The sequence below is a fragment of the Bradyrhizobium sp. 191 genome (assembly GCF_023100985.1).
In the GTDB taxonomy this organism is placed as follows: Bacteria; Pseudomonadota; Alphaproteobacteria; order Rhizobiales; family Xanthobacteraceae; genus Bradyrhizobium; species Bradyrhizobium diversitatis.
Map to the genome: position 1 here is coordinate 662,747 of NZ_CP064692.1, position 15,183 is coordinate 677,929.

A 15,183-nucleotide genomic window follows, 5' to 3' on the forward strand; every position below is an offset into this window, starting at 1 on the left:
TTCGATCGATCTTCCATGCTTCGTCAGTCGAGGCCGATCAGGCGGGCGGTGATCGGCGACGACGGATCCTTCAGTCCGTCGATCACGGTAAAATGGTTGAGGCCGGGATCGATGACGAGGTGCGTCGGCACGTCGAAGCCGGTCCAGATATTGGCAATCAGATCGGACTGGCGGATGAATTCGGGCCGCTCGCTGCCGCCGACCCAGGCGGTCACAGGGGAATGCCCGCGCGGCAGATGCAGCACGGCGCTTTCCAGCGTCGCCTCCTCCATCGTCATGCGCAGCGTCTCGTTCATCTTGGTCTTCAGCAGCGGACGCAGATCGTGCAGGCCGCTGATCGAGAGCGTGCCGGCGATGCGGTTGTAGACGGCGGGCTCGAGGCGGCTGCCGTCGCACAGCATGCGGGTGACGAGATGGCCGCCGGCGGAATGGCCGGCGAGCCGAATCGGACCTGCGACCAGCGAGGCCGCCTTGGCGATCGCGGCGGCGATCTCGGCTGTGATGTCGGAGATGCGCGCGGCCGGCGCCAGCGTGTAGCTCGGCAGCGCCACCGTCCAGCCATGATGGCGCGCACCTTCGGCGAGATCGGTCCAGGTCGATTTGTCGAAGCGCAGCCAGTAGCCGCCATGGACGAACACGACGAGGCCCTTGCTGTCGCCGTCGGGCAGGACCAGGTCGAGCTTCTGGCGCTCGCCGGCGCCATAGGCGATGTCGGAACGAAACTCTGTCAGTCCGGCGCGGTACGTCGCCGCCCGCTCCGCCCACAGCGCCGGCATTTTGTCCGCGCCCGGGATATGGGCCGAATTGGCATAGGCGTCATCCCAATCGCGCATCGTGACTCCCGCGAACTCGTCTTGCGACCGGGCGCCAGTCTGCCACCGGTCGGGGCGGCATCCTAGTCTTTATTTTAAGCTTAAAGGATATAGAGAGCCGGTGGATTGGGCATTGGGCGCTCCTAACGAGACGCCCTACGGTAGGTAACGCGGGAGCGTGCCCACCAATTCATTCGGGTGATAAACGATGGTGGGCACGGCGCAAGTACGCCTTTGTCCACCTTACAGGACTATCATCCGTCATTGCGAGCGCAGCGAAGCAATCCAGTCTGCCTCCACGGCAACAGCCTGGATTGCTTCGTCGCAAGGGCTCCTCGCAATGACGGCGGAGGGCCTAAGCCTTCTCGACGCCGCACCATTCGGCAATGAACAGCGCCATCGCCTTGGTCGTCTTCTTCAGCGACTCCAGGTCGACGAACTCGTTGAAGCCATGCATCTCGCCTCCGCTGGCTCCGAAACACAAGCTCGGAATGCCGTGGTTGAGGCCATAGAAGCGCGTGTCGGTCAGCGCGGTGAAGACGAGATCCTCCGGCATACCGCCATAGACCTTGTTGAACGCCCTGCCGAACGCAGCCTCGGGCTCTGCCGCGTCGGTCAGCTCGTAGCCCTCCGACAGGAAGCCGGACCATTCGACCTCAGGCGGATTGTTGGCGAGGAAGCGGTGGTTGCGCGAAGCGGCGGCGACGCAAGCCATGATCTCCTTCTGGTGATCGGCGATCGACCAGCCCGGCAATACCGCAATCCGGCAATCGACGTCGCACCAGGCCGGCACGCTCGAGGCCCAGTCGCCGCCCTTGATGATGCCGGGGTTGAAGTTGATGGGATGGTTGAGCGTCTTGAAGTGACGATCGGTCTTGGCGCGCTCATTCCATTCGATCTCGAGCTTCTGCAATGCCTGGATCAGGTGATACGCCGCCATGATCGCGTTCGCGCCCGAACCTGCGAAGGCAACGTGGGTCGGATGGCCCTTCACGCGCAGGCGAAACCAGATCACGCCAACCTGCGAGCGCACCATCTTGCCGCCGGTCGGCTCCGGAATGAAGCAGGCATCCGCGCGATAGCCGCGCTGCAAGGTCGAGAGTGCGCCGACGCCGGTGCTCTCTTCCTCGATCACGGACTGGAAGTGGATCCGCGCCGTCGGCCTGAAGCCGGCGGCCTTGATCGCGTCCAGCGCATAGAGTGCACCGATCGTGCCCGACTTCATGTCGCAGGCGCCGCGGCCGAACATCTTGCCGTCCTTGATGACCGGCGAGAATGGCGGCGTATCCCACAATTCCAGCGGGCCGGCCGGCACCACGTCGCAGTGCCCCTGCAGAATCAGCGATTTACCGCCATTGGTCTGGGGACGGTAAGTGCCCACCACGGAACGCGCCTTCGAAAATTCGTGCTCGATCGGACCGAAGCCGCGCAGATCCTTCAAATCGTCGACATTGATGTGCCAATCGTCGACCTCGTAGCCACGTTGCCGCAGGAGATCGCCGATCATGTCCTGGCACGGCCCCTCCGCCCCGCGGGTCGAAGGGATCGCAACGAAATCGCGGGTGGTTGCAAGCTGAGCTTCGAAGCCGCTGTCGACGGCGTCAAGAATCCTCTGCTGCGTTTCGGCATTCATCAGGGCAACTCCAGGCATCTCAATGGTTCTCAAGGAGTGCGCAAACTAGCCGATTTCAGCCGTTCGGATACTCCACAAAATAAGCATCCCGCAATGCATCTTCGAGCAGCCGGCCTTCGGAATAGCCATTCAGCGTCGCGGGCCGGCTCACACCGTCGAGCAGGCGCGGGCACGGCTCCGGAGCGCCGAGCACGGTGCGGACCGGAATGCGCTCCGCATAGATCGGCAACGCATAGTCCTCGTCGTCGTCAGCGACACCCTTGGCGCGGATCTTGGCCGAGGCTTCCTCGATCTCCATCGCGATGAAGGACGTCGCCTTGATCTCCTGCGCGGTGCTCTGCCGCAGGCCGGCGGTGCGATCCGGGAAGAAGCGGTCGACCATGGCGATCACCGCCCGCTCCTTCTCCTCGGGGTCGGTGACGAGATAGGCCGTGCCGAATGCCATGACTGCGCGGTAATCGGCGGAATGGTTGAAGCCGCAGCGCGCCAGCACGAGGCTGTCGAGATGGGCGACCGTCAGGCAGACGCGCTCGCCCTTGGTCTGATTGCGCAGCATGCGGCTGGCGCTCGAGCCGTGCCAGTAGAGCCTGGTGCCCTCGCGCCAGAAGAAGGTCGGCGTGCAATAGGGCTGGCCGTCGATCACATAGGAGACGTGGCACAGCATCGAGGCATCCAGGATGCGGTGGACCGTGGCGTGATCGTAGAAGCCGCGGTCATGCCGGCGCTTCACCTGGTTGCGCGCCGACGTCGGATAGGAATTTGAGGTCTCAGTCTGGCTCACGGCCGCTCCCGCTCGGATTGGAACAATTCCAGCGCAGTTGTAGCGGGGCTTTTGGTCTGCGATAGTTCCAATTCCATGCGAAAAATTCCAACCAATTCCTCCGCGCCCGGCAAGACCGAGCTTCCCCTCGACCTCACAGGGCCTCACATCACGGCCGGCGCGTCCGCCGCGCACCGGCTCTATCAGGCGCTGTGCGAGACGATCGTCTCCGGCCTCGTCAAGCCCGGCGAGCTGCTGCCGCCATCGCGGACGCTGGCCAGGCAGACCGGCTTCCGGCGCAACGCCGTCGTCACCGCGTATGAGCGTCTGATCGCCGACGGCTTTGCCGACGCAACCGTTGGCTCCGGAACGTTCGTCGCCGCACGAATCCCTGCGCGGGTGGCCGAGCGGAATCAGCCGAAGGTGGTTGTCGAAACGCCCGGGCAAGGCGCGTTCGCGCTCGGCTGCACCCACATCGACGAGCGCGCGGTGCAGCGTTTTCGCGCCTTCGTCGGCCGCCGCATGCGTGCGTTCGGGGCCGAGCACCTGCATTATGGCGATCCCCGCGGCAGCCGCGAGCTCCGCGCGGCGATTGCCGATCATCTGCTGTCGGCCCGCGGCCTGCGCTGCGATCCCGATCAGATCATGCTGACGTCGGGCACGCTGCACGCACTGCGCATCGTGCTGAGCGCGATCCTGAGGCCCAACGACCAGGTGTGGTGCGAGGACCCCGGCTATCCGGCCGCGCGAAAAACCATCGCGCATTGCGGCTATCGCGCGGCACCCGTCCCCGTCGACGAGCACGGGATGCGTGTCGCCAACGGCCGTATCGCGGCGCCGTCCGCGCGCGCAGCCTACGTCACACCGTCGCATCAATTTCCACTTGGCGTGCAGATGTCGATGCCACGGCGGCTCGAGCTTCTGGACTGGGCAAGGCAGGCCGGCGCCTTCGTGCTCGAGGACGATTACGACAGCGAGTTCCGCTATGACGGCGCACCGCTGATGTCGCTCGCCGGCATCGATCGCCTCCAGCGCGTGATCTACCTGGGCACGTTTGCCAAGACGCTGTTTCCGGGCCTGCGCATCGGCTATTGCGCCCTGCCCGAACGCCTGATCGCGGACGTGGCGGCAGCTCGCGCGGCGCTCGATCGCTTTCCCGGCACGCTGATGGAAGGCGCGGTGGCCGACATGCTCAATTCCGGCGCCTTCGCCGCGAACCTGAAGCGCGTGCGAAAACTCTATCGCGAGGCGCGTGATGCGCTGGCCGAGACGCTGGAGGCCAAGTCCGACGGCGTTCTATCCGTGCCGGTGCCATCACAGGGCCTGCATCTTGTCGCCCGGTTCGATCCTTCGGTCGACCTGTCGGTGGCAGCGCTGGCCAAACGAGCGGCCGGCGCCGAGGGCTGGCTGTTGGCCGACACTTATTCGCGTGCGCGTCCGCTGCCCGGATTCGTGCTGGGATTTTCGGGGCACGCAGTTCCGCAACTCGTGGCGGCCGCCGACCGGCTCGCGCGGGAATCGCGCTCGGCCTTGCGCGCGAACAGCAGATCGGGACGGCGGACGTGACCAAGCTTCACTATCAGAATCGCTGACCGGCCCCTACATTGCAGCTTCAATTCCGGGAGCTTCCGTCATGTCATTTCTTCGCACCGCCTGCTGTTCGCTCCTGATCGCCACCGCGCTTGCCTCGACCGCGGGTGCTGGCAGCGTCGGACGCGAGCAGGACATCGTCGATCTGAAGCTCGGTCAGCGTGTGCTCGTGGATGACGGAACCTGCCCCGCCGGTCAGGTCAAGGAGGTGCGCGGCGCCAAGATGACGGACAAGGGTGTCTCGCGCACGAGATCCTGCGTGCCGCGGCACGGGCCGAAATCGAGATGATCAGCTGAGAAGCTACTTCGCCGGATCGAACATGCACTGCAAGGTCGGTTTGGCGATCTTGGTGAAGGTCGGGCCGATCTCACCCTGCTTGGAAACAGGTACCCAATCGGTCTCGATCGTCGGCACGCCGGTCTCTGTGATGCCGCGCAGCAGCGCCTCGCGCAGATCGCGGTCCTCAACGGCAGCGGCGGCATGGTCGTGGAGGCAGCTGCAAACCGCTTCCGGATGCTCCCAGCGCCCGAGCATGCGCGGCGCGCACTGGCGCACGAATTCGCTGCGTGGATCGGGTAGCCGGGAGGGTGTGCGAACCTGCGCCTGAACGGAACCGACCGTCAGAAGGGACACGAACGCCGCGGCGCAGAGACGAAGCAACATGATGGCTTTGCCGGCTGTTGTCTTGTGTGCGGTCAGAAGCGCGCGGCGACCACGATCGGCTGCGCTGGCGTGATGGTGACGGGCGAGCCGCTGTACTGGAAGGTCCCGACACCGGGGAGATTACCGTCAGGCGCCCCCGCGAACGAGGAGCCGGCGAGCACGAAACCGAAAGCAAGGATGAAGCTGAGCGCGCGCATGATCTTTTATCCCAATTCGGTAGCCGGCGGTGCGCCGTCGTCGTTGTGACGCTGATAACCATGGGCGGTTTCGCGCGTGATGCGCGAAAAGCTGAAAATGGTTTCGTCGCCGTGAGAATTGTTTCGTCCCGTCCGTGACGACGAAACAATTTTCGGAAAATGCCAGTCATTTCAGAGAGGTCAGGGTGCAGCTCAAAGTGGCCCGGCAAGTTCCGGCTCCAGCACCGAAAACGCCCCCTGCACCGGCGCCGTCATGCTCCCGCCTCAAGCGCTTCATACGCATTTTACGTTTTTCTGCTGAACGGGGCAGCAAACGAGGGCCGGGTCGATCCTATTGAACCGGGCGCGGTTCGGCCGCGACCCAAGCCATCGAAACCGAGACGCCCGATTCATCGGGCGCGTTCACGTGAGGAATGGCCGCCATGATGACGGGAAATCGCGCAACGCCGCGCGATGCGGATCCACCGAGGGATCGCGGAGACGAACTCCCCGTTCGCGGCAGCGCCGGCGAAATGGCGCTGCAATCGAGCCGCGGCTTCGAGGCTGTACCGCAGATGTTCGTGCGGCTGACCGGTTCGCATCTCGCGAAACCGGGCGATCGTCTTTGAGCGAACGCAAGCGCGTCACTGAGTGAACGCTAGGGCGTCACTGAGTGAAGAACTCGCCGCACTTCTGGACGTTCGCGTCTGCCGGTCCCCACGGCATGATCGGCACGGTCGAGGTCGAGTTCTTGGGCGACCCCTCGATCAGCTTGTCCGAATAGACCATGTAGACCAGCACGTTGCGCTTGGCGTCGCAGCCGCGCACGATCTGCATCTTCTTGAAGAACAGCGAGCGCCGCTGGCGGAACATGTCGTCGCCCTGCTCCATCTTGTTCTTGAACCTGATCGGTGCGACCTGGCGGCAGGCGAGCGAGATGTCCGAGACCTCCTCGGCAAGGCCCAGCCACCCCTTGAAGCCCCCCTTCTCCGGCACCGTGAAATGACAGGCGACGCCCTCGACTTCCGGATCGTCGAGACCATAGGTCGCGAGCTTGTCGTTCGGGCTCATCCATTTGAACACGGTCGAGCGGCGGAAGATCAGATCGGGCTCGTCGGCGGCGGATGCCGACGCCATTGGCGCAGTTAGAGCCAGGAGGAATAAAGCGAGGCCTTTCAAGCGGATGCCCGAAAGACCGGGGAAACGAGATGACATGAAGTTCTCCGGTAACACGTCTCCGCAATGTAGGAACGCGAAGGCCCGACAGGAAGACGACAGCCAGCCCGGCGCGGCCGCCGTTTACCGCTCCGTGAGGCTTTTCTGCTACGGCTTGGACAAAAGTAGCTGATCGCAGAACCACCCTGCTGGTGAACGCGTATCCTCCTTGCGAGACTAACGTCTGATTTGGAATTGTGGATTCGAGGATGAATAGCGTGAATGGGTCGGGTTCTTCCGCCAAGTCGGTGCGGCTTTGGCAGGTCGCCATTTTGACGGCGGCGGGTGCGATCGGCACGACTAGCCACGCAGACGCGGCGTTCTACTATTGGACGGATTATTCCGACGGCTCCTATTACGTCCGGCAGCGTCCCGAGCCACTGCGCCAGAAGCCGCAGAAGCGCCAGACAGTCGGCAAGAAGGAAGTCGCCGAGAAGGAAGCCGGCACCAAGCCACAAGGACCGCTCGTCATCGTCGTATCGATCGACCGGCAGAAGGTGACGGTCTACGACAGCAAGGGCGCGTTCGCAGAATCCCCGGTGTCGACCGGCATGAAGGGTCATTCGACGCCGATGGGTGTGTTCAGCGTCATCCAGAAGCACAAATTCCACCGCTCCAACATCTATAGCGACGCGCCGATGCCGTACATGCAGCGGATCACCTGGTCCGGCGTCGCCATGCATGCCGGCGTGTTGCCGGGTTACCCGGCCTCGCACGGCTGCATCCGCATGCCGACGTCGTTCGCGGTGAAGATGTGGAACTGGACCAGGATGGGCGCGCGCGTCATCGTTGCGCCCGGCGAGATGACGCCGCACAGCTTCTCGCATCCCCTGCTCGCCTCCGTGCGCGTGCCGCCGCAACCCGTGGCGAGCCTCGAGCCGCAGACGACTACGGTCGGCGAGAAGGGCGACAAGGGCGCCGCCGAAGCCAATCCCGTGGAGACGAAGACTGCAAGCGCTGACAGCATGCTCGAGCTGCGCGCGTCGGTCGGCCACGCCGTGATGTCGGATGTGACCACTGGCAGAGCGCCCGCACGCCAGGAAGCCGTCGCACCGGCCGATAAGGCCAAGACGGCCGAGGCATCCGGTACGATCAAGCCAGGTCACGACGACAAACCCGCCGATAAGGTCGAGGCGGTCAAAGCCGAACCGGTCAAGACGGAGGCGGTGGACTCCGCGAAGACGCCCAATGCGCCGGCCACGGCGCCGACAATGACTGCTTCGCCCGACGCAAAGAAGGACGAGACCCGCGTTGCTGACCCGGCGCCAGTTGCAAAACCGGAAACGCCCAAGCGGGCCGGCCAGATTGCCGTCTTCATCAGCCGCAAGGATTCCAAGCTCTATGTGCGGCAGAATTTTGCGCCGCTGTTCGAGGTCCCCGTCACGATCGCCGCGAGCGACCGGCCGCTCGGCACGCATGTCTTCACCGCCGAAGTCGACAAGGCCGATGCCAATTCGCTGCGTTGGTCGGTGGTGTCGCTGCCCGTCTCCGCCCGTTCCGCGGCACGCGCGGACGACAGCCGCCTCGCGCGCGGCCAGCGTGGCGCCGCAGTGATCCCCGTCGCCGTCAGGCCCGTGGTCACGCCGGACAGCCCGGCCGAGGCCCTCGACCGCATCTCGATCCCCGCGGAGACCATGGCGAGGATCAACGAGATGCTGACATCCGGCGGCTCGATCATCGTCTCCGACCAGGGCATCAACCAGGGCGAGACCGGCGAAGGCACCGATTTCATCGTCCGCCTGTACTAGGCTTCGTCGCTCCCGATAACGCGGTGTTGAGCAGTCCGATCGTGCCGGCGGGGTAACATGCTGCCCGGATCATTTCGGGGGACGCCGTCATGATGAATCGCAGGGCCATGCTCGTCGCAACGGTTGCAGGCGCCATCGCGCCGGCAGCACGCACTTTCGCCGATGGCGGCATGAGCCGGATCTCGGCCTACGCCTTCTCCTTCCCCGCATTGTCTGGCGACGACATCCGCCTCGCCGCGTTCACCGGCAAACCGCTGCTGGTGGTGAACACCGCCTCGCTCTGTGGCTACACGCCGCAATATGCCGGCCTGCAAGAGCTATGGAACGAATTCCGTCCCCGCGGGCTCACCGTGATCGGCGTACCTTCCAACGACTTCGGGGCCCAGGAGCCCGGCGGCGCGAACGAGATCACGGAGACCGCGCATCACCAATATGGTGTTACCTTCCCGGTTACGGCCAAGGCCGTGGTGGTCGGAGCGAAAGCGCATCCATTCTACAAATGGGCCGCCGAGGCGCGACCGAAGGAAGTTCCGAGGTGGAACTTCCACAAATACCTGATCGGCCGCGACGGCTATATCGCCGACATCTTTGCGTCCGCGGTCGAACCGGCCGACACGCGAATCAAAACGGACATTGCCAGGGCGCTGGCCGACAGTTCACGCAAGCGCCGCATCCGGCTGGGCACAATTGTGGCCGGGCGTCAAACAGCCGTTGCAATGGCGATGGCCCACCATCTAGGCTAGGATCGTTTGGGCAGGATGGGTTTTGCCGCAGGCGAAAAGCCGCGGCGGGACAACGGGGCCAATCTCGAGGACAACACCATGCGTGTGGCGGCAGGACTGATTCTGGCAGGCGCGATGTCGGTTGCGATGACAGGCGCAGCATGGTCGCAGACACCGGCCGCGAAGCCGGCAGCTGCGACGCAAACCGCACCGGCGGCGACGCCGGTCGCATCGGCGCCCGCGACGGCTCCGGCCGCCGCCGCTCCCGCGACAGGCGCCGCGCCAGCAGGGTTCGTCAATCCGCCTCCGCCCAAGCAGCCGCCGCAGCCGGCGCGCGCGGCCTGCAACACGCCGGGCGCGCTCGGCGTCGCCCGCACCGTCGAGATCGATACCACGGGCGGTCCCGGCTTCGGCTTCGAGCATTTCAAGGAGCTCGACTTCCTGCGCGACAAGGAGGTGGTGCTGACCTTCGACGACGGCCCCTGGCCGCGCAACACGCCCGCGGTGCTGAAGGCGCTCGCCGACGAGTGCACCACCGGCATCTTCTTCTCCATCGGCAAGCACGCGACTTATGAGCCGGAGATCCTGAAGCAGGTCTACGCGGCCGGCCATACCGTCGGCGCTCACACCTGGTCGCACGCCAACCTCAACAACAAGAAGCTCACCGAAGCGCAGCGCAAGGAAGAGATCGAGAAGGGCTTCAGCGCCGTGAGATGGGCGCTCGGCGGCATCTCGCCCTCGCCGTTCTTCCGCTTTCCGGCGCTCCAGCATCCGCCGGAGATGGTTACCTATCTCGGCAACCGCAATGTCGCGATCTTCTCCTGCGACATCGACTCGTTCGACTTCAAGGCCTCCAAGCCCGAGAAGGTGGTTGAGACCGTGATGAAGAAGCTCGATACCAAGGGCAAGGGCATCATCCTGATGCACGACTTCCAAAAGCACACCGCGGAGGCCCTGCCCGAGCTGCTCAAGCGGCTGAAGGCCGGCGGGTACAAGGTGGTGGCGATGCGCGCCAAGTTCCCGGCATCGACGCTGCCGGAATACGACCAGGAGCTGCTCAAGGACGCCAAGCTGCCGACGGTGAGCCAGCGCCCGGTCAATTCCGTGGTGACGACCGTTTCCGAATAGAAGGCCGTTGTCTTTCCGTATCGAAGGCTACGTCATCGTCTCGGCGGACGGCATGCTTGCCGACGCCGATCGCGTCATGCCCGACAGCCTGAAGTTCGAAGCCGACAAGCTGTTCTTCGAGCAGGCGCTCGATCGCGCCGCGCTGATCGTGCATGGCCGGCACTCGCACGAGCAGCAGCCGAATTCGCCGAAGCGCAAGCGGCTGATCCTGACCCGCAAGATCAGGGACCTCACCGTCGACCCGGAGATGCCGAATGCGACGCTGTGGAATCCTGAGCACGCGAGCTTCGATGAGGCCTGCGCCTTCGCGGACGTCGCCTCCGGCATGATCGCCATCATCGGCGGTCCACTCGTGTTCGACCTGTTCATGGACCGCTACGACACGTTCTGGCTCTCGGAGGCCCCGCATGTGCGGCTGCCCGGCGGCGAGGGATGCTTCGTCGGCGTACCCCAGCGGACGCCTCACGAGGTGCTGGCTGCGCACGGGATGAAGCCGGGTGCGCCGTATCTCCTCGACGCGGCGCATGAGGTGACCGTGACCCCGTGGCGGCCGGGTTAACCTCTCGACAGCGGCGACGCGGCCTGGCTCCAACTCAAAACTGGAAAAACAACCCCATGCACAGTACCGGCAACAGAATACCATTTGGTATCTTGCTGGTTTTGTGAGCTAAAATTGGTCCCGCCGCCGGCCAGCGCAAAGCCGGCTAGCATATTTGCCGAGACCTGATAATCGGCCCCGACGGCGGTCGTGGCGCTATAGCCAACGTCCCAGGCGCGGCGTCAATACGAGCCGACAACTGAGACACACCGCATAAATAGACTGAGACAAAAGCGCAAAACTGACCGCGGCCAGAATGAGCGACGACTGCACGACCACAGGTCCGACGGACGCCTCCGGATTGAATGATGATGTCGCCCTGATATCGTCCCTGCTGCCGGCATTCGGCTTCAGCGCCGATCAGATGGAGACGGAGGCGAACGTCGCAGCGTGGCGGGAAGCCGTCGCCACGCTGTTCGAGGTCGATGAGCTCGCCGCAGATGAACCGGTCCCGTTTCGCGCCGACCTCAGCTCCTACGCCATGGGGCCGGTGCTGATCGGGCTGAGCCGTGCCAGCGGCCAGCGTTTCCGCCGCACCCCCGAAACGATTGCGCGCAGCGGCGTCGACCACATCATTCTCCAGCTCTATCTCAAGGGTGGCTACGACGGGGTCGCCGGCACCCGGCCGATCCGTGTGCGCGCCGGCGACATCTGCCTGTTCGACCTTGCCCAGACTCTGGAGACCAAGGCGACGGCTTTCGAGAATGTCACGCTGGTCGTGCCGCGCCCGATGTTCGGCACCCATCTCTTGCGAGTCGATGACCTGCACGGCCTGGTCCTGTCCGGCAGCAGCGTGATCGCAAGGCTGCTGGCGGGACATCTCACCGCCCTGGTCGAATTTGCGCCCCGCATGACGCTCGACGAATGTCAATCGGTGGTGATGCAACGAGCAGCGCAACGATTTCCCGCTGGATGCGCGAGATCGCGCCCCCAAGGGCGCATTGATCGCTACACGTCGCCGTAGGCCGCCTCTGCCGGACGCGTGGTGCGGCCGTAGCCGATGATCATGCAGAGCGCGCCGATGATCGACAGGTTCTTGAGCGCGTCGACCAGCATCTTGGCGTTGTCCGGCGGGGTCTGGTTCCAGAAATCGTAGAACAGGACGGTCGCGACGGCGACGTAGATGATCAGCAGCATCGCGAAGAAGCGCGCGCCGAAATTCAGCGCGATCATCAGCCCTGCGATGACCTCGAGTCCGCCGACCGCGATCGCCAGCAGCTGCGGCGTGGTCATGGCCGTCGCCGTCTCGACCTGCGTGGCGTAAGGCGCGATGACATCAGGCACCACGACCCTGGTGGCGATGAAGTCGGCAGTCTCCTGGATGGCAAAGAGCTTGGTCGCGCCCGTGTAGATGAACAGCACGGCGAACAGGATTCGCCCGAAAGTCACGAACGCTGGCATGATCGGCCTCTTGGCAAAGCGCTACAGCACGGAACGCTTGAAGAGATTATGAAGAGTCGTGCGCCGGTTTACAAACGGGGAAATGGAGAACCGTTTTGAAAAGATTGAGATCGAGAGGCTCGGGCGCTGCGCTCCCTCGCCCCGTTCTTACGGGGAGAGGGTTGGGGTGAGGGGCTGCTTCCGCAATCGCGGTGAGAGCTGGATTCGCGGAGACTCCCCCTCACCCGGAATTTGCTGTCGCAAATTCCGGCCTCTCCCCGCGCGCGGGGAGAGGCGAAGCAGCGTCGGCGACCGTCTCAGGTAAACAACGTCGGCTGCTGCCTCGCCGCGCGCTCCTGGGCTTCGACGACGGCGACAGCCGTCATGTTGAGGATGCCGCGCGCAGTCACCGACGGCGTCAGGATATGCGCGGGGTGCGCCGGGCCGACCAGGATCGGGCCGACGGGGAGCGCGTCCGCCAGCGACTTGATCATCTGATAGGCGACGTTGGCGGTGTCGAGGGTCGGCATGATCATGATGTTGGCCTCGCCCTCCAGCTTGGAGTGCGGCAGCACCATCCTTCGCGCGGCGGCGGAGAGTGCGGTGTCGCCCTGCATCTCGCCGTCGGCCTCGATCTCCGGATGCTTCTCCTTCAACAGCTGGGTCGCCCGCCGCATCTTGCGCGAGGATTCGGTGTCGTAGCTGCCGAAATCCGAGTGCGAGACGAAGGCGATCTTCGGCTTGATGTTGAAGCGCTGCACGTGGACCGCGGCGAGCGATGCGATCTCCGCGAGCTCTTCCGCGCTCGGGTTGGGCCGAACCTGCGTGTCGGCGATGAAGAAGGCGCCCTTGCTGGTGATCAGCAGCGCAAGCGCCGCGTAGTCGCTGATCCCCGGCGAGAAGCCGATGATCTCGCGGACATGGCGCAGATGGCTCATGTAGCGGCCCTCGACGCCGCAAAGCATGGCATCCGCCTCGCCACGCGTCACCGCGAGCGCCGCGATCACGGTGTTGTTGGTGCGCACGACCGTGCGGGCGGCATCCGGCGTGACGCCGCGGCGGCCCGCGACCTCGACATAAGACTGCACATAGGAGCGGTAGCGCGGATCGTCCTCGGGATTGACCAGGTCGAAGTCCTTGCCGGCGCGGATCGAGAGCCCGAAGCGCTTGATGCGCGCCTCCACGACAGAAGGACGGCCGACCAGGATCGGCCGCGCCAGGTTCTCCTCCAGCACGACTTGCGTCGCGCGCAGCACGCGTTCGTCCTCGCCTTCGGCATAGATCACCCGCACCGGCTGGGTCTTGGCCTTGGCGAACATCGGCTTCATGACGAGGCCGGAGCGGAAGGCGAAGCGCTCGAGCAGCGCGGTGTACTCGTCGAAATTGGTGATGGGTCGCGTCGCGACACCCGACTCCATCGCCGCCTTGGCGACAGCCGGCGCGATGCGCAGAATCAGGCGCGGGTCGAACGGACTCGGGATCAGCGAGCCCGGGCCGAACCCTTGGGTCTCGCCCGTGTCAAAACCCTGCGCGACCGCATCCGACGGCGCCTCGCGCGCGAGCTGCGCGATGGCCTCGACGGCGGCGTGCTTCATCTCCTCGTTGATCGCGGTGGCGCCGACGTCGAGCGCGCCGCGGAAGATGAAGGGAAAGCAGAGGACGTTGTTGACCTGGTTCGGATAGTCCGAGCGGCCGGTGCAGATCATGGCGTCGGGGCGCGCCTTCCGCGCCTCTTCCGGCATGATCTCCGGCACGGGATTGGCGAGCGCCATGATCAAGGGCTTGTCACCCATCGCCTTGGCCATCTCGGGCTTGAGCACGCCGGGTGCCGAGAGCCCGATGAAGATATCGGCGCCGCCGATGACGTCGGCGAGCGTGCGCTTGTCGGTCTTCTGCGCATAGACCGCCTTCCAGCGGTCCATCGAGGTGTTGCGCCCCTCATGCACGAGACCGTCGATGTCCCAGACCCAGATGTTCTTCCGCTGTGCGCCCATCGAGACGAGCAGGTTCAGCGTAGCGAGCGCGGCGGCCCCTGCCCCCGAGGCCACGATCTTGACCTCCGACAGCTTCTTGCCGTTCAGCCTGAGGCCGTTGGTGATCGCCGCGGCGACGATGATGGCGGTGCCGTGCTGGTCGTCATGGAAGACCGGGATCTTCATGCGCTCCTTCAGGCGCGTCTCGATCTCGAAACACTCCGGTCCGCGGATGTCTTCCAGATTGATGCCGCCGAAGGTCGGCTCGAGCGCCGCCACCGTCTCGACCACACGGTCGATGGTGTCGGCGGCAATCTCGATGTCGAACACATCGATGCCGGCGAATTTCTTGAACAGGACCGCCTTGCCTTCCATCACCGGCTTGGAGGCCAGCGGGCCGATATTGCCGAGGCCGAGCACCGCGGTGCCGTTGGAGACCACCGCGACCAGGTTGGCGCGGGTGGTGAGCGTGGCCGCCTCGGCCGGGTTCTTGGCGATCTCGGTGCAGGCGGCGGCAACGCCCGGAGAATAGGCGAGCGCAAGATCGCGCTGGTTGGCGAGCGGCTTGCTTGCCTGAATCTCGAGCTTTCCGGGGCGCGGCAGACGATGATAGGCCAGCGCCGCCTGGTGGAGATCATCAGAATAGGACGACATGCGGAGTCTCGCCTCACGTTACCGGCATCAAAATGCATGATCCGGAGCTGCCGCCCAAGCGAAACGGTATTTCCGGGTCATGGAAACGGGATGAAGCACGCCGGGTGCCCCGGTGGCAACATCCGATTGC

The 15,183-nt window shown here is 64.7% G+C and carries 16 protein-coding genes; 8 read left to right on the plus strand and 8 right to left on the minus strand.

The features are described from left to right. Positions 1–23: 23 nt before the first annotated feature. The 3 genes from IVB23_RS03165 to IVB23_RS03175 all read right to left on the minus strand — a co-directional run bounded on the left by IVB23_RS03165 (position 24) and on the right by IVB23_RS03175 (position 3,226). A complete protein-coding gene (locus IVB23_RS03165; protein WP_247802439.1) occupies positions 24–833 on the minus strand; it encodes an alpha/beta hydrolase in 810 nt (269 codons plus the stop codon). A gap of 334 nt (positions 834–1,167) precedes the next feature. Next, a complete protein-coding gene (locus IVB23_RS03170; RefSeq protein ID WP_247802440.1) occupies positions 1,168–2,445 on the minus strand; it encodes an ArgE/DapE family deacylase in 1,278 nt (425 codons plus the stop codon). 55 nt (positions 2,446–2,500) lie between these two features. Continuing rightward, positions 2,501–3,226: a pyridoxamine 5'-phosphate oxidase family protein gene (locus IVB23_RS03175; RefSeq protein WP_247802441.1), complete on the minus strand. Its 726-nt coding sequence runs from the start codon at positions 3,224–3,226 to the stop codon at positions 2,501–2,503. A gap of 75 nt (positions 3,227–3,301) precedes the next feature. On the opposite strand from IVB23_RS03175, the gene IVB23_RS03180 reads away from it, so the two are divergent. Together IVB23_RS03180 and IVB23_RS03185 are read left to right on the plus strand one after the other, a co-directional pair. Further along, positions 3,302–4,771: a PLP-dependent aminotransferase family protein gene (locus tag IVB23_RS03180; protein ID WP_247802442.1), complete on the plus strand. Its 1,470-nt coding sequence runs from the start codon at positions 3,302–3,304 to the stop codon at positions 4,769–4,771. Positions 4,772–4,838: 67 nt separating this feature from the next. Then, positions 4,839–5,084: a DUF6719 family protein gene (locus IVB23_RS03185; RefSeq protein ID WP_247802443.1), complete on the plus strand. Its 246-nt coding sequence runs from the start codon at positions 4,839–4,841 to the stop codon at positions 5,082–5,084. A 12-nt stretch (positions 5,085–5,096) separates the two neighbouring features. Here the strand turns inward: IVB23_RS03185 and IVB23_RS03190 are convergent, their stop codons facing one another. Both IVB23_RS03190 and IVB23_RS03195 read right to left on the minus strand, forming a co-directional pair. Further along, positions 5,097–5,459, minus strand: a complete 363-nt coding sequence (locus tag IVB23_RS03190) for a hypothetical protein (RefSeq protein ID WP_061876518.1) — start codon at positions 5,457–5,459, stop codon at positions 5,097–5,099. A 32-nt stretch (positions 5,460–5,491) separates the two neighbouring features. Next, positions 5,492–5,656, minus strand: a complete 165-nt coding sequence (locus IVB23_RS03195) for a hypothetical protein (protein WP_165936172.1) — start codon at positions 5,654–5,656, stop codon at positions 5,492–5,494. 413 nt (positions 5,657–6,069) lie between these two features. On the opposite strand from IVB23_RS03195, the gene IVB23_RS03200 reads away from it, so the two are divergent. Next, positions 6,070–6,264, plus strand: a complete 195-nt coding sequence (locus IVB23_RS03200; RefSeq protein ID WP_156504640.1) for a hypothetical protein — start codon at positions 6,070–6,072, stop codon at positions 6,262–6,264. 37 nt (positions 6,265–6,301) lie between these two features. Here the strand turns inward: IVB23_RS03200 and IVB23_RS03205 are convergent, their stop codons facing one another. Further along, a complete protein-coding gene (locus tag IVB23_RS03205; RefSeq protein WP_061876517.1) occupies positions 6,302–6,850 on the minus strand; it encodes a CreA family protein in 549 nt (182 codons plus the stop codon). A 209-nt stretch (positions 6,851–7,059) separates the two neighbouring features. On the opposite strand from IVB23_RS03205, the gene IVB23_RS03210 reads away from it, so the two are divergent. The 5 genes from IVB23_RS03210 (at position 7,060) to IVB23_RS03230 (ending at position 12,010) form a co-directional block, all read left to right on the plus strand. Then, positions 7,060–8,598: a L,D-transpeptidase family protein gene (locus tag IVB23_RS03210; protein WP_247802444.1), complete on the plus strand. Its 1,539-nt coding sequence runs from the start codon at positions 7,060–7,062 to the stop codon at positions 8,596–8,598. Between the two features lie 89 nt (positions 8,599–8,687). After that, positions 8,688–9,341, plus strand: coding sequence for a glutathione peroxidase (locus IVB23_RS03215; protein WP_247802445.1), 654 nt, complete (start codon positions 8,688–8,690; stop codon positions 9,339–9,341). Positions 9,342–9,419: 78 nt separating this feature from the next. Continuing rightward, on the plus strand, positions 9,420–10,448 hold the full coding sequence (locus tag IVB23_RS03220) for a polysaccharide deacetylase family protein (protein WP_247804737.1): 1,029 nt from the start codon (positions 9,420–9,422) through the stop codon (positions 10,446–10,448). 7 nt (positions 10,449–10,455) lie between these two features. Continuing rightward, positions 10,456–11,007: a dihydrofolate reductase gene (locus IVB23_RS03225; protein WP_247802446.1), complete on the plus strand. Its 552-nt coding sequence runs from the start codon at positions 10,456–10,458 to the stop codon at positions 11,005–11,007. Positions 11,008–11,302: 295 nt separating this feature from the next. After that, positions 11,303–12,010, plus strand: a complete 708-nt coding sequence (locus IVB23_RS03230; protein ID WP_346659133.1) for a hypothetical protein — start codon at positions 11,303–11,305, stop codon at positions 12,008–12,010. On the opposite strand, the gene IVB23_RS03235 is transcribed toward IVB23_RS03230, so the two are convergent. Next, the gene (locus IVB23_RS03235; protein WP_197966661.1) at positions 11,995–12,447 is read right to left on the minus strand and encodes a DoxX family membrane protein; all 453 of its coding nucleotides are present in this window, start codon (positions 12,445–12,447) and stop codon (positions 11,995–11,997) included. The genes IVB23_RS03230 and IVB23_RS03235 overlap by 16 nt on opposite strands. Positions 12,448–12,743: 296 nt before the next feature. Further along, a complete protein-coding gene (locus IVB23_RS03240; protein WP_247802447.1) occupies positions 12,744–15,053 on the minus strand; it encodes an NADP-dependent malic enzyme in 2,310 nt (769 codons plus the stop codon). Positions 15,054–15,183 lie beyond the last annotated feature (130 nt).